Source organism: Rhodococcus ruitaii (assembly GCF_055230935.1).
Genome location: NZ_JBUYWC010000005.1, coordinates 1 through 22,355, shown reverse-complemented (window position 1 = coordinate 22,355; position 22,355 = coordinate 1). Strand labels below are relative to the sequence as shown.

Genomic DNA, 22,355 nt, shown 5'->3' with positions numbered 1-22,355 from the left:
GTGCGGGTCGACGCTTCTCTCGTCGACCCGCACCAAGCCTCGGCGGCCGGTGTTCGCACGATCCCGGGTTGCCGGAACACACAGGAACCCTCTGTCGCCTCCTTCTGCCGAGCACTCGCGGACAACGACCCCTGACCAGTGCGTACAGCAACCCGCGGCCCCTTTCCCGCGTATTCGGTTCCCACCCCTAGCACTCGGTGGTCCAGGCGATCACGGTGTTGGTGGCCGGAATCAGGCACCACGCACGCTCGGGTCTGATCGTCGAGCTGGCGGGCGCGGACATGCCCGCATGGGCGTAAAACAGGTCCCGGCGCAGCGTATGCAACGACTTGCCCTTGCTGAGCTGGCGGGACATCTTGCACCGATAGTCGGGATCGGACAGGTAGCGGGCGGCGAAGACGGTGCGGCGCACCGCGCCATACTCTTTGAGCGCGGTGGCGAGGGTGTTCTGCCGCCCGGACGCGGAGAGTTTGCCGACCAGCAGCGAAGCGGTGGCGTGAACCGCTGCCCATCCGACGACGACAGCGTGCCCACGCCGAATACTGTGGTCAGGGGCAGTCGTGGCGGTAGTCGATGATCGCCAGGTTCGCCGTGCGCAGGGTCTTTTCCCGCACATACCACTCCGCTGGCCAGGCCAGGTCGGTCAGCTCCGCCTCCAGCCCTTCGACCGCCGCATGCAGTTCGTCAGTCACCGCGGCCACGCCCTGCCCGCGATCGCCGGCCCCAACCGATCCGCCGGCCCCCGGCAACGGCCCGGATCCACGAACCCCGACCTCCGACACGCCGCCGATCAACCCTCATCGGCAGCCAAGCCAAGCACCAACCGCCCAGCAGCGCACCTCGAACGCGAAACGTGCTCTACCAGCCCACTACGCCATATCCGCCCGAAATTCAGCGAACCCCGCATTGTCGGATCAGTCGTGTACGACGTGGCCGTCCGCCGCCGTCAGTCGAGTGTGTCGGTCTCCTCTGTTGTTGAAGGGAGCGGGGCACGGACCCGAGTGAGTTCGGTGCGTGCCGCGTCGGCGTCGGACCGCAGTGCGGACAGTTCAGCGCGCAGCGTGGTGATCTCGGCGCGTAGTTCGTCCCCGCGGTCGCGGGCCGCAGTTTCCGCGGCGCGCGCGGTGGCGGAGGTGACCCGCGCGTCTTCGAGTGCGTCTCGGAGTTCGGCGACGCGGCTGCGTTCGGTTCCCAGTTCGGATTCGAGACGGCCGAGGGTCGCGGCGTACCGCTCGGTGTCGGCGCGGGCACGTTCGACCGCGGTGTCGGCGCGGGCGAGCCGCTCGTGACTCTCGTCGAGTTCGGTGCGGAGCCGGTCGCGTTCGCCGGTTGCAGCCTCGAGGTGTTCGCGCTGCGTGGCAATCGTCGCGTGCAGTTCGCTGACGGTCTGGTCGTATTCAGCGACCGCGGCCGCGTGTTCGTCACGATGCCGGCATAGGGCGTCGGCATTGTCTTCGGTGAGGCGGGTCAGTTCGTCGTGGTGCGCGGTGTCGAGTGTGCGGATCTGCTCGGTGTGGGCAGCGCGGGCGTCGGACAGCTCACGGTCGACGGCCTCGACTGCGGCGTCGGCGTTGTCGCGATCGTCTGCGGCCTGCGTGAGTTGTTCCTTGAGGCGGGCGATCTTGGCGTCCGCATCGGCCTTGGCCTTGGCGAGTTCGGTAGCGGCCCGGTGCAGTTGGGCGTCGAGCGCCCCGGGGTCGGTGAGCTTGTCGAGGGCCGCAGTGATCTGGGTGGCGACGGCGGTGTGTTGTTCGATGCTCGCGGCGGTCAGAGCGCGCAGCGCGGTGACCGCCGCGGTGAGATTCGCGGCCGCATCGATCGGTGTGGCGGGGTCGGTGAGTTCGGCGAGTTGTTCGGCTTCTTTGCGGCGCCGCGCGCGTTCACGGTGGGCGCGGACCCGGTCTGCGGGGGAGTCGTATTTCCGGGGTCGGCCGACGCGCGGTTTCTCGGCTGCTGCGCCTGCCGTGGGGCCCGCGTCCGTCGTATCACTCATTCGAGTCCCTTTCGACCGTCTCCAACCATGACGTAAGCGTACATAATATGAAACGAAACATGAAATGTAATGTTATTTAACGATGCATCGGCAGATGAAAGCCTTATCTTTCTAGCTCAAGTGAGCATTCTGTGGTGTTTCGTTGCACACCGAACAGTCATATGCGCAATTACGCATGGAACTTGTCTGATCGTCATAATCCCCACTTATGACGATCAGAATTTCTGGGAGTCCGAAAACTGTGCACCCGCAGGGGGGGTCATCGGGCGGCGAGGACGGCACCGGTAGGCATCGGACAGAACCCGCGGGCGGCATCCGATGATCTGTGCAACTACCAGCTCTGCCGCGCGTGCGACCTCGTCATCAACCGGATGTGAGTGTTCGAAGGACCGCTCGGCATCGCCCCCGAGGGTGGGGTCGTCAGCTCTGATTACGCAGCCTCTGCGAGTCGATCCGAACAGCGAGATTCCGCGGCCGGAACTCGCGATTCGCAAGGGTCAACTCGTCATCTCTCGCTCGAACACGAAAGACCTGGTGTTCGCAGATGATTCCGCTACGGACCGACAGTTCGCCGGGATCACCGGCGAAGTCGCCGGCTCTCGGCGAAGAGTAGGCAGTAGCCGTCTGCCTCGACGAACACGCCGCCCGGAATTGGTACTCTGCTCACCGCGACTGCGGAGTTCACCGACCTCGCTCGTGAGCGCTGCTCGTCACGCGCAAGTGGATCGCAAACGGAGGGAATGGCGTGTTCACCCGGTTACGGCTGAAGAACTTCAAGGCGTGGGACGACACGGGCGACATCGAACTGGCTCCGCTGACCATCCTGTTCGGGGTCAACTCGTCGGGAAAATCGAGCCTGCACCAGTTTCTGCTCATGCTCCGGCAAACCGTCGAATCCCCAGATCGTCGCCGGGTCCTCAACACCGGAGACGACCGGACACCCGTCGATCTCGGCAGCTACCCGAGTCTGCTGCGCAACGGAAACGTCGACGTGCCCCTGGCCTTCGAGTTCGAGTGGCGGCGTGACCGGCCCCTGACCGTCGACTACGAACGCAGTGGAACGAGTTTTCATGGCACCGACATGGGATTTGCTGCGGCGATCAGTGCGACCTCCGATACTCCACCGCGCGTGCGCGTCGACAGTTACGAATATCGCCTCACCTCCAGCGACTCCGGCGACACGTTGCGGCTGGGCAGTGAGCGGGACGGCGACAGCGGGGACTACGCCGTTCACGCCGACGGCATCGAACTGATCAGAACTCTGGGGCGACAGTGGCCGGTGTCGGCTCCCTCTCAGTTCCACGCGTTTCCCGACGATCTACCGACTCGGTACCAGTTCCTCGACTTCGCCGCAGATCTCACCCTCGCTCTCGAAGAGCAACTGTCGGCGGTCAACTACCTCGGGCCGCTGCGGACGCAACCCCGCCGGACGTACCGGTGGTCGGGAGAGGAGGTCAGCCACGTCGGGTGGAGCGGCGAATACACGGTCGATGCGCTGCTCGCCGGTCAATCGCGACGGTACGACTTGGCCGCAGAGCAGTCGACGACACCGTTGCAGGTGCTGGTCGCCGAATGGCTGAAGAAGCTCGAGGTCATCGACACGTTCACGGTGACACCGATCGGAGTCGGCCGCGACGAATACGAGGTCCGGGTGACGACGCCCGGCGGCAGCCGGGAAGTCCTGCTCACCGATGTCGGTTTCGGTGTCTCGCAGGTGCTTCCGGTGATCGTCGAGTCCTTCTATGCCGCACCCGGATCGACGGTGGTCGTCGAACAACCGGAAATCCACCTGCACCCCGCGGTGCAGTCCGGTCTCGCAGACCTGTTTCTGGACGCGATCGCGGCACGTGAGGACGGAAAGCCACGCAACACGCAGTTCATCATCGAATCCCACTCCGAGCACCTGCTGCGACGTCTGCTGCGTCGGATCGCCGAGGGTGCAGTCGATCCTGCCGCCGTGCGGTGCTACAGCGTGAGTTCCGGCGAGCGGGGATCTACCATCGAGCCGCTTGCCGTCGACGAGTACGGAAACGTGACGAACTGGCCCGAGAGCTTCTTCGGCGACCCCGCGGCAGATCTGATCGCCCAGTCGCGCAGTGCCCGACGTCGACGTCAAGGTGGTTCCGCATGACCAGGGTGATCGACACCAACGTTCCGCTCGTCGTCAGGTTTCCGGACGACCGTCCTGCCGAACTCGTCGATGCGTGCGAGGAGATCCTCGAGGACATCATCGGGGAGCGGCTTCCCGTCGTCACCGACGAGGCAGGTGAAATCATCGAGGAGTACTTTCACCAGCTCAGTCGCGGTGGGCAGCCCACCTTGGGTGATGCTTTCGCCAAGTACGTCTACGACCACCGGTACAGTTGGGACCCGGCGATGCGACCCGACATCGAGCCCGTCACGTCGGCGGAGAACACCTATGCCGTGCTCGACGGTGACGACGAGGACATCGATCCGTCGGACCGCAAGCTGGTGGCAGCAGCCAAGGTCGCCGGTGCCCCCATCGTGCAGGCCACCGACACCAAATGGCTCAACTGGGGTGCTGTGTTGGGCCGCCACGGTGTGACTGTGGAGTACGCCCATGAGGCGTCGATCCGCGCCGCCTATCGCGCGAAGTTCGGGCACGACGCGCCATGACGGAGTTCGTCCGATTCCCGTCCACCCCCTACCTCGTCCGTCCGCGCGGCGTCGACGTCCGCGACGACAAGGTGCTCGACGACACTGAGCGGGCCGAGTTCCTCGCCGAACCGGTGCACGTCGAGGAGAAGATCGACGGGCAGAACCTCGGCATTTCGGCTGGCGAGGACGGGCTGCGGTTTCAGGCGCGCGGCAGCTACGTCCAGCCCGGCGGCCGGCATTTCCGCGGACTGGCCACCTGGGTCGAGCCCCGCCGCCGTCGACTCACCGACGGACTCGGCGGCGACCTCGTCCTCTTCGGCGAGTGGTGCACGGTCACACACAGCGTCAGCTACGACCTGCTGCCCGACTGGTTCCTGATCTTCGACGTCTACGAGAAGACCACCGGACGATTCTGGGACCCGGACATGCGCAACGCCCTTGCCGACGACCTCGGACTGTTCACCGTCCCGTTCATCACTGCCGGAACCTTCACCCTGGACGATCTGACGGGGCTGATGCGGCAGAGCCGTGTGGGGCACGAACCGATGGAGGGTGTCGTCGCCCGCACCGCGGCATCTGACGGGCCGCAACGGCGCGCCAAACTCGTCCGCCCCGATTTCGTGCAGCAGATCGACCAACATTGGATGACCGACCAGCACACGATGAATCGCCTGCGGACCTCGGGATAGCCGGCGGCCCAACACAACGAGCACGTTTTCGAGTCCGAGATCTGCGCTCACCTGGAAGCTCACCCGTCCGCGTTTGCTCCGGAGTCGGGAAGGACGCCAGTTCGCGCTGCTCCCACGACCACGGCGCCGACGACGCGTGGTCGATGACGGCTAGGACCTTCCGGGCGCCAGTTGAGCTTACGACCCGCAGACCGGGGGCGGGGTCACCATCGTGGACTACTCCACTGATTACTCGACCGACTACTCCGGGGGCGGCGACTACAGCGGATACGACAGCTCGGACGAGGCGACGCCGGCATCGGCGGCGCGCTGGCCGGAACGATGGTGCCGGTGCCGATCTCCGGAGTCGCCCCGGGGCACTGTCACGCTATTCGAAAAGTCGAGCAGCGCAGCCTATTTGAGGAATGGTGCTATAGGGTACAGTCGGGCCGTTCGCTTTCGGGGCGGCGGTGTCGGTCGCGGTGACTTCCTGCCAGACCGCGAAGCGGTCGTTCATCTCGGCACGCCATTCAGGCGCCGAGAGTCTGTGCCTACGGGGTCGGAAATGCGGTGAAATCCCGTGAAAGCGGACAGGAATCGTTGCGCGTGCCCGGGCGATGTGAAACGCTTCATCGCATGTTCCCGCGGCCTTGTGGGTGGATGCGAGTTCTCGGCTCGATTGTTCAAATACGTAGACTGGCGATGCTCCACCGAGGTCAGTATCTCGCGGTGCGCCACCTGGTAGCTGCCGAGCTTGTCGGTGATGATCATCCGCGGCACGTATCGCAGGCCGTTGAGCAACGTGCGGAAGAACCGCCTGGCCGCCACCGCGTTTCGGCGGGACTGGACCAGCACGTCGAGCACGTTCCCGTCCTGGTCGACCCCACGCCACAGGTAGTGCTGGGTGCCGTTGATGCGGATGAAGACCTCGTCGAGATGCCACTCGTCACCCGGCCGCGCCCGCCGTCGGCGCAGCTGGTTGGCGTAGGCTTGCCCGAACTTGGCGCACCGCCGACGGATCGTCTCGTAGCTGATTGGGGACACCGCGTTCGAGCATCATCTCTCATCAGTCGTTCCACGGTGCAGCGTGCCACCGGTGCCTCCTGTCTCTTCGGTACCTCCTGTCGCTTCAGTTCGGCATGGACTTGCGCACGCCGTAGCCGCAGTTCGCCGATCACCGGCGGATCCTGTGTCGATCGACAGCGCGGCCCGGCGCGTATAGCGGCGTTCTGGCACTGGAACCGAGGATCCATCGCCGGAGCCAGATTTTACTAACGAGGCCACTGTGGCACGTCAATATCGGAAGGACCACACATGAATCGCGCTTTCTCGATCATTTTCCACTGGCGGTAAGCCCCCGAACCCGACTACGGTCGGCGAACGTGAATCAACCGACCCCGCTCCTTCTGCAGGCGACGTACCTACCTGAACAGATGACTTTCGCCTTCTGGGGCGCACCCGATTCCGCAGCGGAACTCTCGGCCCTAGGGTTTGCCACCAGTTCGTCTACCGTGTGCCGGCTTGCGACCCCGGACGGCTACGGTGGCATCGCGGTACGCGATGTGGACGCGCACCCAGTCGAATTCGATGTAGCAGTGGACGGTCTACGACGCCTGGATATCGATCACCCCGGTCTCGGATCATCCGTACGCGCGTGGAAGCGAGTGATCGAGACCGGACGCTCATCGGACATGCCCACCGCCGGCCACGCTGCGACCTACCGAAACGACACGGTGATCAGAAGTGCCGACTCCACCGTCCAGCACTTCAAGGACTCCATGACAGTCCTCGACGAACTACGGCGTTCAGGAATCCAGGCAACACTGCGGCCGTACCAAGTTCAGGGCGTCGCCTGGTTGAAATCGTTGTCCTCCTACGGCGGCGGAATCCTCGCTGATGAAATGGGCTTGGGGAAGACCCTGCAAGCCATTTCGATGATGGCCATCCGAACAGGGCATGGGCCTCACCTCGTTGTGTGCCCCACTTCGGTCATCGGCAACTGGCGCCGCGAAATTCAGCTGTTCGCCCCGCACGTTCCTCTTCACATCCATCACGGTCCAGACCGCAAACTGCCAGAAGTCCTGGTCGACCGCGCCATCGTGGTGACCAGCTACAGCGTATTGCGTTCCGATGTTGAACGATTGGAGCCGATTCCCTGGAGTTCGGTGATCTTCGACGAAGCTCAGCAAGTCAAGAACCCCGCCTCGCTTGCCGCGAAGGCTGCAGCGCGTGTGACTGCCGACATCACCGTCGCGATGACCGGCACGCCAGTCGAGAACCGCCTGGACGAACTGTGGTCGTTATTCCGCGTGGCCAACCCAAACGTTCTCGGCAGCCGAGCTCGGTTCCGTGAGCGTTTCGGCAATCCGATTGAATCTGGCCGTTCCGCCACCGCGGCATCACGGTTGGCCACCATCATCGAACCCTACATCTTGCGCCGAACCAAAGACACGGTTGCCAAAGACCTTCCGTCGAAACAGTTCGCGACCGTCCCGTGCACCCTGACGTCGGAGCAGGCCGGCATCTACCGTTCTGCCGTGGCCGATGCATTCGGTGCAGGTCTCGGCACCGGAATCACGCGACACGGCAACATTCTCGCGCTCCTGACCACCCTCAAACAGGTATGCAATCATCCCGCTCAGGTCACCGGAGACACGAATGAATTGCGCGGGCGCTCGGGAAAACTCGATCGCGCCACAGAAATGCTTGCCGAAATAGTCGACGCCGGCGACCGCGCGCTGGTGTTCACACAATATGGGGCGATGGGGGAGATGCTCTCAGCGCACCTCGGGGCCGAGTTGGGCATCGCCGATATTCCGTTTCTCCACGGCGGATTGAGTGTTTCGCAACGCGACGAGATGGTCGCAGCCTTCCAAACAGGCCAAGATTCCCCACCCATACTCATCTTGAGTCTGCGCGCCGCAGGGTTCGGCCTCAACCTCACACGGGCAAGCCATGTCGTCCATTACGACCGATGGTGGAATCCGGCCGTCGAGGACCAGGCCACCGACCGAGCACACCGGATCGGTCAGCAGCGCTCCGTCAACGTCCACACCTTGGTCACCGGAGGAACAGTTGAAGAGCACATCGCCGCCATGCACCAATCAAAACGAGCAGTCGCCGAATCGATTTCGGGTGGTTTCGAGGCACAGTTCGCCGACTTGGCCGATTCCGAACTGCGCGACGTCCTCGAGCTGGACGGGGCGGTGACCCTCTGATGGTCGCCGAGTTCGGAGTAACCGCGTGGAGCCGCGCATGGTTGCGGACAGTCGAAAAATCCGTGCCAAAGCCCAAACTGAGCACCGCACGTAGCCTTGCGCGTAACCACAACGTGGTGTTCACCAGTCTCTCGGCGGGATGCATCGTCACAGAGGTGAGCGTGAAAGACGCCATATCTACTGTCGCAATAGTTGTGCCGCTTTGGAACAAGAAACAGCTCGACTCCGTTACCCGAGCTCTGCGCAGTGCCGGCCTGACAAGCCACTCGGTCCCCACCGGAGAGTTGCCGGACAGCGTCGTCCCTGCTTTGAGCTCAATAGGTATCGGGGTCGCCCCTGAACTGCCCGACTGCGCGGCTACCTGTGATTGCTCGGCAAAACTCGCGCCGTGCGTACATCATCTCGCGACGATCTACGCCTTGGCGAACAAGATTGACGAAGAACCCGCACTGGCGATCACTTTGAGGAGCGAACCCCGTACAACCCGCGTCGCAGCCGGAACACCGGTACCACGCGTATGGATTCCTCTGCACGAGATAGACGTATCGACATTCTACGGAGGCTGACTCTACCGTCGGAATCGACGCGGTGCGCACTGGCGTTGCCCGTCGCATCTTCGGAGTCGTAACGGTCTGGTCCTCAACGGTGCGGACACCGATTGTGACCTCCTCGTGTGCGTGCAGTAGGTCACGGCTCAAATTTGGGTGACACACCTTAGCCGGTGATCCTGGGCAACGCGACGTTGTAGATCTCGCGAGAGGCTTCCCTACTCGGCCATCTGTTCCCTCCTCAAACTATCGCTCAATAGGGGGCTTGCCGCAAGGCCCCTGCCATAGATCAAAATTCTCTCTCGTCCCCGTATCAGCGGGGAATTCTCAGCACGGAGGGGCGGAAGAGTATGTACGACGTGATCATCGTCGGAGGCGGACCGACGGGATTGATGTTGGCGGGCGAGCTGCGCCTGCACAATTTGAACATTCTCATCCTCGAAAAGAACCTGGAACCACCCCGTGAGGTCAGGGCGCTCGGACTGCATGTGCGCAGTATCGAGATATTGGACCAGCGAGGATTGCTGAACGAGGCGCTCAATGCGGGGAAAACATATCCACTCACGGGAATCTTCGCGGCGGTCTCAACCACCACCCCGGAGGATCTGGATACGGCGCACGCATATGTTCTCGGTCTCCCGCAGCCCGATATCGAAAAAATTCTGGACAAGCATGTGCGCGAAATGGGCACGGAGATCCGCCGTGGCCGTCGAGTGGTCGGGCTGGCTCAGGCCGAACACAGCGTCGATGTCGAGCTCGCTGATGGCTCCACTGTGCAGGGCCGATATGTCGTGGGATGCGACGGAGGGCGCAGTACGGTACGCAGGCTGCTCGATATCGCTTTTCCCGGGGAGGACGCCACCATGGAGACACTGCTGGGGCATATGCGTTTGGAGGACGATCCGCAGCAGATCGCTGAGGTTGTCGCTCGAGTTCGAAAGCAGCAGCTCAGGTTCGGTGTCGGCCCACTTGGCGGTGGGGAGTTCAGAGTCGTCGTGCCAGCGAACGGCCTTGCACCAGATCGCGCTGTCATGCCAACGATCCAGGAATTCAGACGGCAGCTCGTCACCTACGCGGGAACCGATTTCGGGGCGCACTCACCACAGTGGCTTTCACGTTTCGGAGATGCGACGCGACTTGTTGAGCAGTATCGGATCGGGCGGGTGCTGCTTGCTGGCGACGCCGCCCATGTGCACCCGCCGATGGGTGGTCAGGGCCTCAACCTGGGCCTGCAGGATGCTTTCAATCTCGGCTGGAAGCTTGCTGCTGTGATCGCAGGGCGCAGCTCGGAAGATCTTCTGGACACGTATCACTCGGAACGACATCCTGTGGCCGCAGCGGTCCTCGAGAACACGCGTGCCCAGTCCGAGCTTCTGGCGACCACACCCGGAGCCGTGGCCCTACGGCATCTACTGGGGGTCCCGGTAGTAATGGCGCACAGAACAACGAAGTTCGTGTAGTGCCTGGTCACCGGTGCGCGTCAGGCATGGTCCGGGCAGAGCAGACCCGGCCGGGTGCGCCATCCGGCGTCGGTGAGCCACCGCAAGACCGCTGCGGACAGGTCGCCGATGTTGGCGTCCTCGGCGAGGGCGCCTGCGAGGATCGGGCCCTCCCGGCACACGGTGCAGGCGACGTCGAACGCCGACGTGGGTTGACAACGGCTGCAGCGCTTTCGGACGACGACCTTCCGGTGATCGTCTGGATCCCAGTGGAGCCACGGAACCTCGAGGTCGGCACGCTGATGAACCGCCTCGGATCGGGTGGTGGGCTTGTGCCCGCAGGTCGGGCAGGCCCGTGACGTCGGTCGCGGCGACACGAGGTGGTGTTCGGGTGTGGCCACTCCGGGTTCGGGGATGGCAGGGGCCTTGGGAACCGCTGGCGCTGTGCTGGCCTTCGTCAGGTGCCCGTACAGGGTGGTGCGGTGCACTCCGAGAAGGCCGGCGATCTGGGCGACGGTGTGTTCACCTGCGTCGTAGAGGTGTTGGGCGTGCTCGACCTGCTCGGCGGTGAGTTTCGCCGGCCGGCCGCCCTTGCGTCCGCGGGCGCGGGCGGCGGCGAGCCCGTCGCGGGTGTTGGCCACGATCAACTCGCGTTGCAGTTCGGCGAGCACCGAGAGCATCCCGAACATGGCCCGCCCCTCGGCGGTGGCGGTGTCGATGCCCTGTTCGAGCACTTTCAGGCCCACGCCCTTCTCACGGAGTTCGGCGCCGAGGGTGATCAGGTGCAGCACCGACCGTCCCAGCCTGTCGAGACGAGTAACGGTGAGCTGGTCGCCCTCTCTCAGTAGCTTGAGCACCAGATCGAGCTGGGGTCGGGACGTCTTCGCACCGGAGGCGTGCTCGACGTGGATGTTCTCGGGTGCGACGCTGGCGCGGAGCAGGGCGTCGATCTGGTGGTGCGGGTTCTGGTCTCCTGTCGAGACGCGGGCGTAGCCGATCAACATCTGTCGACAATATCTCGCACAGGGGGTTATCCGACGTTGATTTCCGACACGGGTTATCGACAGGTGTCGACGTTGTGCGACCTGGGGCGACGACGTCGTGCCGAATCTGTCGGCAAACCAGAGTTTTCCGACATGCTCGCGATTGCCACGTGCCCTGCAGACTCCGCCTGGAGCGTCTGAATCCGGACACCGTTGCCTTCCGACACAGAGCGGTCTGCTCGTGTCGGCAGGCAACGGTGTCCAGATTCGGCGGTGTCAGGCCTCGGCGGTGACGAGTGGTTTGACGATGCCCGGTAGTTGGGTCTTCGCGACATCGGAGAGTTTGTGGCCCCAGTAGCTAGGGCGGGTGTAGGTGCGGGCGATCCAACTGAGGTCGTCGACGGTCAGTCCGCCATACCCGTACTCGATCTGCAGGCCGGACGGGCTGCCGATGTAGACCGAGGTCATCAGGTCGTTGGTGTGCCGGCCGAGCGACTGCATGACGTCAACGCCGTGGTCGTCGAGCAGGTCGATCATCCGGCCGAGGTCGTCCATGTGCTCGACCTCGAGCATGAGGTGATTGAACCCGACATGGCCCGGGAACTCGGACAATGCAAGCGAGTGGTGACGGCCGTTGACGTGGTAGAAGCGGACGTTGAAGTACTTGTTGGTGATGCGGTCGGACAGGCGGAACCCGAGGATGTCGACGTAGAACTCGTTGGCTTTCTCGATGTCGGGAACCTGGAAGACGATGTGGCCGAGACCCTGGTCGCCGGTGACGAACCCGCCTCGCATGGTCCGTCCGGCCGAGAACGACAACGGTGTGGCCGCCTTGCCCCAGCTCAGTTCGTGGCGGATGCCCCACGGGTCCTCGAACCAGGCCAATTCGGCCACCTGGCGTTCGCGCAGTAACTGTGGGTCTCCCCAGTGCACCGTCACACCGTGGGATTCGAGGTGCGCGGCGAACGCGTGCAGATCGGTCTCGTTGGCAACACCCCAACCGGCATAGAGGAAGCCGTCCTCGTCCGCGGGGTGGACGGCGATGCGGTAGTTGATGTCGTCGACGGCGAGGCGAACAGCCCCGTCCGGGCCGTCCGGGGCGAGCATCGCCCCGAGGAGGCCGGTGCCGTACCTGCGCCATTCGTCGGCGCGTGGTGAGCCGATTCCGATGTACGACAGTTCCTGAATCATCGCGCTCCTCTTTCGATCGAGGTCCCGGCCGCTCGGCGGTTCCCCCGGCTGCCGCTGGACTGGTACGACGGGACAATACACACGTACCCCAATAATTGGCAATGCCATTAATTAACTCTTCGGCTTGCCAATGTTTGGCAAAGACAGTTAATGTCGGCTGTGCGCGGAGGCACGGTTCCGGCATGGGGGATACAGCCGCTGCCGCCGCTTGTTCTCACTCCACCTGCAGGCTTCCTGCCTCCTGCAGGGCCACATTCGACCGGGCTCCCCGGTTCTCGCGGGGAGCCCACAGATAGAAGGGGGTACACACGTGCGACCAGATTCGACTCGGGGCACTGTCACCATTGTCGGTGCCGGACAGGCCGGCCTGACCTTGGGATTCGGCCTGCTCCGGTACGGCTACGCGGTCACGATCGTCTCGGACCGGTCACCCGACCAGATCCGACGCGGTCGAGTGACCTCGAGCCAGTGCATGTTCGACATGGCCAACGGGATCGAACGTTCTCTCGGACTGAACTTCTGGGACGAGCAATGCCCCGAGATCGCGGGGATGCGCGTGTCCTCCTTCGCACCTACCGATCCGCCGGTGCTGTTCAACCAGTGGTCGGCACGGTTCGACCGACCGGCACGATCAGTCGATCAGCGCGTGAAGATGTCGGCGTGGATGGCGGAGTTCGAACGCCGCGGCGGACGGCTCGTCATCGACACAGCTTCTGTTGCCACACTCGAACAGTACTGCCGGACAAGCGATCTTGTGATCGTCGCCGCAGGCAAGGGAGAGATTGCGCAGCTGTTCGAGCGAGATGCCGGCCGGTCGCCGTTCACCAGCCCGCAGCGTTCGCTGGCGATGCTCTACGTCTCCGGTCTCGAACGCCCCGATGGCGATGCGCTGGTGGAGTTCAATGTGGTGCCGGAGGCCGGCGAGTACCTCAGCTACCCGGCGCTCGCCGAGTCCGGTCCCTGCGACATCATGCTGTTCGAGGCGAATCCCGGTGGTCCCATGGACATTTGGGGCGGCGCAACCGACGGTTCGCAGTTGCTGACCCGAGCACAGGCCGTGCTGGCGAAGTACTTTCCCGGAGAGGGGAACGTGCCCGCTCTGTCTCGCTGATCGACGAGAACGCGACCCTCGTCGGTCGGCTGACCCCCACAGTCCGCCGGCCCGTTGCGGCCTTGCCGTCGGGTGCTCTGGTGATGGGCATGGCCGATGTGACGGTGGTCAACGACCCGATCACGGCCCAGGGCGCGAACAGCGCCACCAAGTGCGCCGATGTCTATCTGCGGGCGATCACCCGGCACATGGGCGCGTTCGACGAACAGTTCATGCAGACGACGTTCGACGAGTTCTGGACCTACGCGGGTCCGGCCACCGACTTCACCAACCAGTTCCTCAGCCCGACACCCGACCACGCGCGGCAACTCCACATCGCTGCGGCGCAGTTCCCCGAGATCGGCCGCCGCTTCGCCGAGTGTATGAACGATCCTCGCGATGCCACCGACTGGATCCTCGACCCGGTCGGCGCCTACCGCTACATCGATGCCGTATCACGCTCGCATCAGCTCACGAACGCGTGAACAGCACGCGATCCTGCGCATCCTCCACCCACCCACCACACGATCGGGACCACACGATGACCACCGCAACCGCCCTTACCTCCGCCGATGCAGTCGCCCGCGTGCGCGACCTCGCTCCGCAGTTCGCCGAACGTGCCGAAAAGACCGAGAGCCTGAGGCATCTGCCCGACGAGACGATGACCGACCTGGTCGACAGCGGTCTGCTGCGGATCTCCCAGCCGTTGCATTGGGGAGGATCCGAACTGCCCCTGACCACCCACGTCGAGGTCGTCGAGGAACTCGGGCGGGCGTGCGGTGCCACCGCGTGGACGGCCGGCGTGTACATCAGCCACAACTGGAACCTCTCGCTGTTCGGCCTTGAAGCCCAGCAGGATGTGTGGGGGCCGAACCCCGACGCCGTGGCCTGCACCTCCGCGGTCGGAGGCCCCTCCCCGAGCTGGGTCGAGGGCGGCGTCCACATCGCCGAGGGCACCTGGACCTTCCTCTCCGGCGTCCACCATGCCGACTGGATCGTCGTCAACGCCGTCCTTCCCCCACGCTCGGGAACAGCGGGCCAGCCGTCGATGATCTCGCTGTTGGTCCCCAAGGGCGACTACCAGATCCTCGACGACTGGCACACCGCCGCACTGCGGGGCACCGGCACCAGCAGCGTGCGACTGGAGAACGTGTTCGTTCCCGAGCACCGGCTGCTGAACTTCTCGGACCAGCAGGCCGGGACGACGCCGGGCGGCAAGTTCCACACCCATCCGATGTACCGGGCGCCGCTCGACGCGACGTGGCCGGCGTACCTCGCCGCACCGGCTCTCGGTGTCGCCCGCGGCGCCCTCGACGCGTGGGTGGCGAGGACGAGCAAGCGCCGCAACGCGTACACCGGCGCACCGATCGCCGAGCAACCGGTCACCCACGTCAAACTCGGCGAGGTGTCCGCACGTCTGGACGCCGCTCGACTGCTGATCTACCGCGCGATGGAGACCGTCACCGCCGAGGTCGAGGCCGGCACAGACCTCGGCTTCGCTCGAGTTCGCAACCGACGCGACTTCTCGTTCGCGGTCCGGCAGGCGGTCGAAGCGGTCGAAGCGGTTTTCCTCGCCTCCGGGGCAAGTTCACTGTCGACTGGCAGCCCGATCCAACGGCACTGGCGCGACGTCCACGGCGTCGCCCAGCACGCGATGTTCGACTACGAACGCAGCCTGTCCGCATGGGGTCGGCGCACTCTTGGCGTCACCGACGGCCTCGACTTCTGACCCGAACGACCCCAACCAGAGAACTCTGGAGGAGCCCGACATGAGCGAAGCCCATGCCTTCTTCACCGAAACTTCGGACGGACTCGTCCCGACCGAACTCGCACGCAGCCACTGGTCTCCGAAGTTCATCACCGGGCCGGCGGCATGCGGAGTCATCGCCCGCGCCCTCGAGAACGACCACGGCGCCGAACACCTGGTCCCTTCCCGGCTCACCGTCGATTTGTGCCAGCCGATCCCTGCCGCACCGCTGACGATCGAGACCACCCGCGTGCGCGACGGCAACCGAATCCGGGTCGCCGACGCAACAGTCCTCCACGACGGTCAGGTCGTGGCGCGGGCGACGGCGATCTTTCTCAGGCCGTCGTCGCAGCCGGCCGGTCAACTGTGGGGCCGCTCCTCCATCCCGCAACCGCCCCCTGCCGATCTGCCCGCCCTCGAACAGGCGACCACCGTTCCGCTGTTCGGCAGCGACGAGCACCCCGACGGATGGTCTGTGGCCCTCCACGAGCACCAGGGTTCCAGTCGCAAACGCATGTGGTCGCGGCGTATCGCCGTGGTGCGAGGCGAGACGCCGTCACCGTTCGTGGCCGCGGCCATCGTCGGCGAAGCGACGAGCCTGGTGACGAACTGGGGCAGCCGGGGCCTGAGCTTCATCAACGCCGACCTCACCTTGGTGCTGGCCCGACAGCCCGTCAGCCGAGAGATGGGCGTCGAAGCCGACAACCACGTCAGCGCGAACGGAATCGCCGTCGGATCCGCAGTCCTGTATGACAGGCAAGGCCCCATCGGAACCTGCACCGTCAGCGCCATCGCCAACGAGCAGCGCACCATCAACCTCGGCGCATAAGTCCAGCCGACGAAACCCGATTCGGTGGCGCACGGCACCGGGCGCCACCGAATCGACCGAAACGGACATATCGTTGGATACGGAAACAGTTAGGGGGCCCTATAGTTGTGACATGAGTTCGCCCGACTACGCCCTCCGACTGGCACGCCGACCCGGATTTGTCTTCGTCCGCGCCGCGCTGCGGGTCAGGCAGCTGTACTCGGACGCGCTCGCCCAGGTCGGACTCCTTCCGAACCAGCATGCGATCCTGAGCACACTCGAAGAGCTGGGCCCATCCCACCAGAAGCTGCTCGCCAGCCGCGTCGTCCTCGACCAGGGAGACATCGTCGCCTACCTCGACGGACTCCAGAACGGCGGATACATCGTCCGCGAACGAGATCCCAAGGACAGACGGCGTCAGATCGTGGCGGTCACCGAAGCTGGACGAGAACTCCTGGCCGAGAGCGACCGAGCCCTCGATCGCGTCGAAGACGACACCTTCTCGACGCTCAGCAAGAAGGACCGCGACGACCTCATCCGACTCTCCACCATCTTGTACTCCGCGGCACGACCGGACACTCCGCAAGACCTGTAATGATGGGGCATTCCGGTCACCGTTGCCTCGTTGAGGCCCGCCTGTACGCTGGCGTGATCCCCACCCGACCCCGCCGGTACCGCTGCCTGCTGCGCTCACGCGCAGTCAGAAGAGGGTGTCGCGGACGCGCAGTGGCCGGTAGCCGGTCTGGTCGAGTTGGGCGAGTTCGGCGTCGATGTCGACCTCGATGGCGCCGAAGAAGTTGATGTTTTCGCTGTGTGCCGGGGAGAGGTGCGCGAGGATCTCGTCGTCGATCCGGCGTCCCGCCCGCCGTAGCTGTTCGGCGGCGAGCCCGTAGTACTCGGTGGTCCAGGCGATGACGGCGTTGGTGGCCAGGGTCAGGCACCACGCCTGTTCGGTCTGTCCCTCCAGGTGGCGGGCGCGGACAGTGCCTTCGTGGGCGTAGAGCAGGTCACGTTTGAGCGCGTGCAGGGACTCACCCTTGTTCAGTTGTCGGGAGATGCGGCGGCGGTAGTCCGGGTCGGACAGGTACTTCGCGGCGTAGATGGTGCGGCGCAGCGCCCCGTACTCCTTCAGCGCCGCCGCGAGGGCGTTCTGCCGACCGGAGGCGGAGAGCTTGCCGACCAGCAGGGATGCGGTGGCGTGCCCGAACTTGAGCGATCCGGCCAATCGCAGGAGATCGTCCCAGTGCTCGCCGATCAGATCGAGGTTGACCTTGCGGGTCAGCAGCGGCCCGGCATGCGGGAACCGGGAATCGGCCTCCGCCCGAGTGCCCGGCCGGTACAGGGTGATCTTGCCGAGGTCGCGGATCCGCGGCGAGAGCTGGAGCCCGAGCAGGTCGAACAACCCGAAGTTCACCAGCGTTACTCCGTGGGTGTCGGTGGCATGTTCGCTGATCGGCAGATCGGTGGCGTTGCCGAGGATCTCGTCCAACACGTAGTGGGCCTCACGTCTGGTGGCGACGATGACCTTGGTGCCGTAGGTGGCGTGCTGGTCGGTGACGTGGGTGTAGGTGGACAGGCCCTCGTTCGCGAAATATCTGCTGAGTGTCCGTGCGGTGACCGACTTGCCGCGGGTCGGGAACCGCTGCCCATCCGAGGAGGACAGGGTGCCGGCGCCGAAGACACTGGTGAGCGGGAGCCGCTGGTGGTGGCCGATGATCGTCAGGTTCGCCGCCCGCAGCGTCTCCTCCCGGACGTACCACTCGGAGGTCCAGGCGAGGATGTCGTAGGAGATCCCGCAGGATTCGGCCATCCGGGTCAGCCCGAGGTTCGTCGCATACGCCAGCAGGACCGCGATCAGGTTGCGTTTCAACTCGGCGCTGCGGGCCTGCTTGCCGCCGGCGTGGGTGAAGCACTCCAGATAGCCGGTGCGGGTGTCCAGTTCGATCAGCAGCGAGACGATCGGCGCGAACGGCAGCATCGCCGTCAGCTCCGCCTTCAGCGCGACCGCCTCCGCGGGCACGTCCTCCGCCGTGAGCGGCGAGATCACCAGCTCGCCCGCGTCGTCGAGGCGGACCGGCCCGTCGCCACCGGCGAGCACGGTCTCCAGTCCGGCGAGGGCGTCGTGGAGTTCGTCGACGGTCGCCGCGAGAGCACCGGCGGGGTCGGCGGGTTTGCCGACGAGGCGGCAGAACTCGTCGCGTTGTAGCTGCCACTGGTCACCGGTGAGCAGGTAGGCGGCGGGGTCGGCGTAGCGGCGCGAGCCCGGCACGTGGACGTCGCCGCTGCGCAGTCCGTCCCGCAGGCCGAGCAGCACGCACAGCTCCCAGTAGTGCCGGTAGGCGCTGGTGTTGCCCGATTTGGCGGCGGTGTCGAGGTAGCCGCGCCACTTCGCTGGTACGAACCCGGTCGGTGCATGGTCGGGGACCTTCCGTGCGCCGGTGGCGTTGAGTTCCCGCAGCACGTCCACCGCGGCCAGCAGTTCGGTGGCGGCGGTCCCGCCGGCGAACCGCACCGCCTTGAGGACCTGCGGGGTGAACTGCCGCAGGTACCCGTACGAGCCGTCGAGGGCGGCCAGGTGCCCGTGATCGCGCGGCAACCGCGGCGCCGCCTGCGCCACCGCGGCCCGCAGCCGCTCCCACCCGATCCGCTCACCCCGGATCAGTGCCCCGATCTCCTCGTCCCCTACCATCGGGTCGCAGACGATCGCCAACAGGTCGTCGAGCAACCCCTGCCGGTCCTCACCCGTTCTACCTCGCTCGGCGAGTTCGTCGCGCATCCGACGCTCCGCCCTGCCCAACCGGGCCGAGACGGCCTGGTCGAACAGCTGCATCACCTCGTCGAGGACGTCACTGGCCGCCTGCGCCAGCACGGTGAGCAGGATCGGGTACCGGCGTTGCGGATCCCGACGCTCCAGTCCCTGCCCGGTCAGCCGGCGCCCCAGCGCGGCGAGGAACCGGCGCCGCTCCGCGGGGAGCACCGTCAGATCCACGTCGTCGGCTCCGAGACCACGCAGGAACTCCAGCTTCGCGACCTCGGCCTTCACCGCCGCGGCGGACGCCTCCACCGGCCCGGTCGACAGCCACCGCAGCCGGGTCGTCCCGATCACCGGATCCACCGCCAGCAGTGCATCGAGTTGTGCACAGCGTTCGTGGGTGAACTGGTGGGCGAGCCGGTCGAACGTCTCTCGTTGGGCTTGTGTGCGGGCGTGGGCGACCCGGCGACTGACCGTCACCGGTCCTGGGCGGATCACCCGCGCGGAGATCAGGTACTCGCAGGCCAGCCGGAACAGCAGGGTCGGCGAGTCGTGCTCGAGTGCCCGGGCCAGCAGGAACTCGTCGAGTTCCTTCGACTCCAGCTCGCCGGCGGGCCGCCAGCCGAGGTATTGCGCGACCAGCCTCAGGTGCTCGGTCCGCGTCTGCGCCCGGTTGCCGTAGGAACGGAGTTCTGCCGGATCGACGTTCAGCCGATCGGCGAGCCGGGCGACGGCTACCGCCGGCGCAGACGACAGCTTGTCCGGCACGAACCCCAGCCACGGCAAGGTGCACAGTGACACCGCCAGGCCGAGTCGGACCGCCGGCCCGCGGCCGCGAGGAGCGACGAACGCTACATCCGCGTCGGTCAGCGTGAAGTGCCGGATCAGCTCGTCGTGGCTGATCTCCGGGAACCCGCGGAGGCGCTGCAACTCCTCGTCCGCGAACACCCGCGTTGCCACGAACCCTCAGCCTCCACTCGTCCCCGATCGACTTCGTCGACCGCCAGCCAAGCAGCTACTACACCGGCCTGCAGCCGAACCGGAGAATCACTGCGGGCCAGGCGCTACGCGAACTTTGTTGTTTTCTGCGCCATTACTACTGGGACCCCTACTGACAGAACTGGTAGATATCCCGGAGGTGAATCGACGCCTCATCGAAATGATCACTGCCATCGGGATCCGCTACGACCTCGGCGACGAGAATCCGCTCGTCGGCCGCAGGCTGCGCGATATCCGATGGGGCGCGGGCACTCTCTACGCTCGCATGCGCGGCGGGCACGGCTTACTTCTCGATCAGACAGGAAAATTGTCTACGACAGGATGGTCCGATCGCATCGACCACACGGTCGGCGACAGCAGCGAGCTGGACCCAGCCGCTGTGCTGCTGCGGCCGGACGGCCACGTGGTGTGGGCCGGCGATGATCAGGCGGAGCTGAACCGACGAATGACACGGTGGTTCGGCGAACCCGCCACCTGACGATGCCAAGCGAAGAACTACAGAGATCTCCCGCACCGAGTTCCTTCCTGCGAGGTAGGGGACAGTCAACCGCCGCCACCTGCACACCGGCCCCCGCTCGGCGAGAAGAACGGCGTAGTCGATCCGACCGCCCGTACGCGCAACACTTAGCCATTGACGTTAGTATTGGGTAGTCGTAACTTAGCCGTATGGCTCAGCAACGGCTCGAACTCGACAGGATCTTTCAGGCGCTCGCCGACCCGACCCGCCGCGCCGTGATCGGACGGCTCGGGGCCGGGTCGGCGAGCATCGGTGAACTGGCGACCGCGTTCGACATGGCCTTGCCTTCCTTCATGAAGCACATCCGCTCACTCGAGGACACCGGCTGGATCACGACCGAGAAGGTCGGCCGCGTCCGCACCTGCGAATTGCGGCCCGAGCACTTCGAGGTCCTCGAAGACTGGCTCACCGAGAACCGACGCCTCTGGGAGAGTCGCACCGATCGGCTCGAGCAGTTCGTCACAGAGAACGACGACCACAACGAACGACACGATCAACATGAGCAACACGACCAGGAGGACCACACATGATCCCTGAACTGAACCCCGCCCTCGACCTCGCAGTGACCCGCATCATCAGGGCACCGCGCACGGCGGTATGGAACGCTTGGACCGATTCCGCAAGCTTCGAGCAGTGGTGGGTGCCCGCGCCCCAGATCTGCCGGGTGCGCGAAATGGATCTGCGGGCCGGAGGAGGATTCCGCACCGAGGTCAGCGCCGACGGGAAGGAGTTCGGCCCGCACATCACCGGCAGCTTCCTCGCAGTCGATGAACTCGCGCGCATCGTCTACACCGACGCCCTCGTGGCAGGGTGGCGTCCTGCGCAGTCAGCCTTCGTCACGGCCGTGATCACAATGGCTGATCATCCCGACGGCACCGAGTACGTTGCCGTCGCGAAACACCGAAACGGCATCGACCGGGCACAACACGAGGCACTTGGCTTCCACGATGGCTGGGGCTCGGTTGCCCAGCAGCTCGCCGAGTTCGCCGAGGCGCGCACCTGACCGAGACCCACCACGCAGGAGGCACATCATGAAACTGACCCTGACCCAATTCATCAGCCTGGACGGCGTCCCACAGGGACCGGGCTCTTCTGACGAGGACCCCAGCGGCTTCAACCGCGGCGGATGATTCGTCCCGTACCTGGACCAAACGTTCATCGCTCAGACAGCGACCTGGCTGCGCAGCGCCGACGCCCCGCTGTTCGGGCGGCGCACCCACGAAGCATTCGCACGGGACTGGCCGAGAATCACCGACCCAACGACCCATTCACACACCTGATGAACACCCTGCCGAAGTACGTCGCCACCTCCACGGGGATCGCCGCCAGCTGGAGGCCCGTCACGGACCTGAGCGGAGACATCGTCGCAGCGGTCGCCGACCTCGAGTGGTGCCATGAACGAGAACTCGAAATCCATGGCAGCTCCATCTTGGCCCACTCGCTGATGACCGTCTACCTGTTCGACGAGCTGCGACTTGTGGTCGCTCCAGTCGTGGATGACCACGGGCGACGACTGTTCTCCGACACGACACAGGCATTGGGCTTCCGCCCAAAAAGCAGCGAAACCACACGGAAGGACTCGCGATCCCCGCTCGAGCGAACAGAGCTCCGCAGACCTGTGGCGTACCAAGACGTCTCGGCTATCGCCTAGATTCCGGGGGGTGTCCCTATGGTTTTGTCAAGCGGCGGCAGCATCGGGTGTGCGGTAGAAGGTCTTGTTCTTCAGCATGGCGTAGAGGACGTCGCAGCGACGGCGTGCCAGACAGATCAACGCGGCATTGTG

The 22,355-nt window shown here is 65.1% G+C and carries 19 protein-coding genes and 2 pseudogenes; 14 read left to right on the top strand and 7 right to left on the bottom strand.

The features are described from left to right. Positions 1-187: 187 nt before the first annotated feature. The 3 genes from ACZI8W_RS08015 to ACZI8W_RS08005 all read right to left on the bottom strand — a co-directional run bounded on the left by ACZI8W_RS08015 (position 188) and on the right by ACZI8W_RS08005 (position 1,993). Positions 188-616, bottom strand: a complete 429-nt coding sequence (locus tag ACZI8W_RS08015; RefSeq protein ID WP_463367966.1) for a Tn3 family transposase — start codon at positions 614-616, stop codon at positions 188-190. Then, positions 549-692 carry a hypothetical protein gene (locus tag ACZI8W_RS08010; RefSeq protein WP_463367965.1) on the bottom strand — a complete coding sequence of 48 codons (144 nt, stop codon included), beginning with the start codon at positions 690-692 and terminating at the stop codon, positions 549-551. Before ACZI8W_RS08010 ends, ACZI8W_RS08015 begins: the two co-directional genes overlap by 68 nt. A 254-nt stretch (positions 693-946) precedes the next feature. Next, on the bottom strand, positions 947-1,993 hold the full coding sequence (locus ACZI8W_RS08005) for a hypothetical protein (protein WP_463367964.1): 1,047 nt from the start codon (positions 1,991-1,993) through the stop codon (positions 947-949). A gap of 745 nt (positions 1,994-2,738) precedes the next feature. Here ACZI8W_RS08005 and ACZI8W_RS08000 point away from each other — a divergent pair. Genes ACZI8W_RS08000 through ACZI8W_RS07990 form a run of 3 tightly spaced genes read left to right on the top strand, consistent with a single transcriptional unit; the run spans position 2,739 to position 5,301 of the window. Continuing rightward, positions 2,739-4,124, top strand: coding sequence for an AAA family ATPase (locus tag ACZI8W_RS08000; RefSeq protein WP_463367963.1), 1,386 nt, complete (start codon positions 2,739-2,741; stop codon positions 4,122-4,124). Continuing rightward, complete coding sequence (locus ACZI8W_RS07995) at positions 4,121-4,630, top strand: hypothetical protein (RefSeq protein ID WP_463367962.1); 510 nt, start codon at positions 4,121-4,123, stop codon at positions 4,628-4,630. Before ACZI8W_RS08000 ends, ACZI8W_RS07995 begins: the two co-directional genes overlap by 4 nt. Continuing rightward, the gene (locus tag ACZI8W_RS07990) at positions 4,627-5,301 is read left to right on the top strand and encodes an RNA ligase family protein (RefSeq protein ID WP_463367961.1); all 675 of its coding nucleotides are present in this window, start codon (positions 4,627-4,629) and stop codon (positions 5,299-5,301) included. The genes ACZI8W_RS07995 and ACZI8W_RS07990 overlap by 4 nt, the downstream gene beginning before the upstream one ends. A 442-nt stretch (positions 5,302-5,743) precedes the next feature. Here ACZI8W_RS07990 and ACZI8W_RS07985 read toward each other — a convergent pair. Further along, positions 5,744-6,343, bottom strand: a pseudogene (locus ACZI8W_RS07985) (IS6 family transposase); the annotation flags it as partial. A gap of 370 nt (positions 6,344-6,713) precedes the next feature. Here ACZI8W_RS07985 and ACZI8W_RS07980 point away from each other — a divergent pair. Next, on the top strand, positions 6,714-8,498 hold the full coding sequence (locus tag ACZI8W_RS07980) for a DEAD/DEAH box helicase (protein WP_463368072.1): 1,785 nt from the start codon (positions 6,714-6,716) through the stop codon (positions 8,496-8,498). Positions 8,499-9,396: 898 nt separating this feature from the next. Then, a pseudogene (locus ACZI8W_RS07975) lies at positions 9,397-10,461 on the top strand (FAD-dependent monooxygenase); the annotation flags it as partial. A 65-nt stretch (positions 10,462-10,526) separates the two neighbouring features. On the opposite strand, the gene ACZI8W_RS07970 reads toward ACZI8W_RS07975, so the two are convergent. Together ACZI8W_RS07970 and ACZI8W_RS07965 are read right to left on the bottom strand one after the other, a co-directional pair. Further along, positions 10,527-11,489 (bottom strand): recombinase family protein, encoded by a 963-nt coding sequence (locus ACZI8W_RS07970; RefSeq protein WP_463367960.1) that lies wholly within the window; start codon positions 11,487-11,489, stop codon positions 10,527-10,529. A gap of 255 nt (positions 11,490-11,744) precedes the next feature. Continuing rightward, positions 11,745-12,659 carry a VOC family protein gene (locus ACZI8W_RS07965; RefSeq protein ID WP_463367959.1) on the bottom strand — a complete coding sequence of 305 codons (915 nt, stop codon included), beginning with the start codon at positions 12,657-12,659 and terminating at the stop codon, positions 11,745-11,747. Between the two features lie 310 nt (positions 12,660-12,969). Here ACZI8W_RS07965 and ACZI8W_RS07960 point away from each other — a divergent pair, with 310 nt between their 5' ends. The 5 genes from ACZI8W_RS07960 (at position 12,970) to ACZI8W_RS07940 (ending at position 16,899) form a co-directional block, all read left to right on the top strand. Next, positions 12,970-13,770: a styrene monooxygenase/indole monooxygenase family protein gene (locus ACZI8W_RS07960; RefSeq protein WP_463367958.1), complete on the top strand. Its 801-nt coding sequence runs from the start codon at positions 12,970-12,972 to the stop codon at positions 13,768-13,770. 89 nt (positions 13,771-13,859) lie between these two features. Beyond that, positions 13,860-14,234, top strand: coding sequence for a hypothetical protein (locus tag ACZI8W_RS07955; protein WP_463367957.1), 375 nt, complete (start codon positions 13,860-13,862; stop codon positions 14,232-14,234). Between the two features lie 56 nt (positions 14,235-14,290). After that, positions 14,291-15,478, top strand: coding sequence for an acyl-CoA dehydrogenase family protein (locus tag ACZI8W_RS07950; protein ID WP_463367956.1), 1,188 nt, complete (start codon positions 14,291-14,293; stop codon positions 15,476-15,478). A gap of 40 nt (positions 15,479-15,518) precedes the next feature. Continuing rightward, complete coding sequence (locus ACZI8W_RS07945) at positions 15,519-16,325, top strand: thioesterase family protein (protein WP_463367955.1); 807 nt, start codon at positions 15,519-15,521, stop codon at positions 16,323-16,325. Positions 16,326-16,437: 112 nt separating this feature from the next. Next, a complete protein-coding gene (locus tag ACZI8W_RS07940; protein ID WP_463367954.1) occupies positions 16,438-16,899 on the top strand; it encodes a MarR family winged helix-turn-helix transcriptional regulator in 462 nt (153 codons plus the stop codon). A gap of 105 nt (positions 16,900-17,004) precedes the next feature. On the opposite strand, the gene ACZI8W_RS07935 is transcribed toward ACZI8W_RS07940, so the two are convergent. Then, entirely contained in the window at positions 17,005-20,016 is a 3,012-nt protein-coding gene (locus ACZI8W_RS07935; protein ID WP_463367953.1) for a Tn3 family transposase, read from the bottom strand. Between the two features lie 199 nt (positions 20,017-20,215). Between ACZI8W_RS07935 and ACZI8W_RS07930 the strand changes: the two genes are divergently transcribed. The 4 genes from ACZI8W_RS07930 to ACZI8W_RS07915 all read left to right on the top strand — a co-directional run bounded on the left by ACZI8W_RS07930 (position 20,216) and on the right by ACZI8W_RS07915 (position 22,223). Then, positions 20,216-20,533: an aromatic-ring hydroxylase C-terminal domain-containing protein gene (locus tag ACZI8W_RS07930; RefSeq protein WP_463367952.1), complete on the top strand. Its 318-nt coding sequence runs from the start codon at positions 20,216-20,218 to the stop codon at positions 20,531-20,533. A 188-nt stretch (positions 20,534-20,721) separates the two neighbouring features. After that, positions 20,722-21,102, top strand: coding sequence for an ArsR/SmtB family transcription factor (locus tag ACZI8W_RS07925; RefSeq protein WP_463367951.1), 381 nt, complete (start codon positions 20,722-20,724; stop codon positions 21,100-21,102). Continuing rightward, a complete protein-coding gene (locus ACZI8W_RS07920) occupies positions 21,099-21,575 on the top strand; it encodes an SRPBCC family protein (protein WP_463367950.1) in 477 nt (158 codons plus the stop codon). Before ACZI8W_RS07925 ends, ACZI8W_RS07920 begins: the two co-directional genes overlap by 4 nt. 276 nt (positions 21,576-21,851) lie before the next feature. Further along, positions 21,852-22,223 (top strand): dihydrofolate reductase family protein, encoded by a 372-nt coding sequence (locus ACZI8W_RS07915; RefSeq protein ID WP_463367949.1) that lies wholly within the window; start codon positions 21,852-21,854, stop codon positions 22,221-22,223. Positions 22,224-22,355 lie beyond the last annotated feature (132 nt).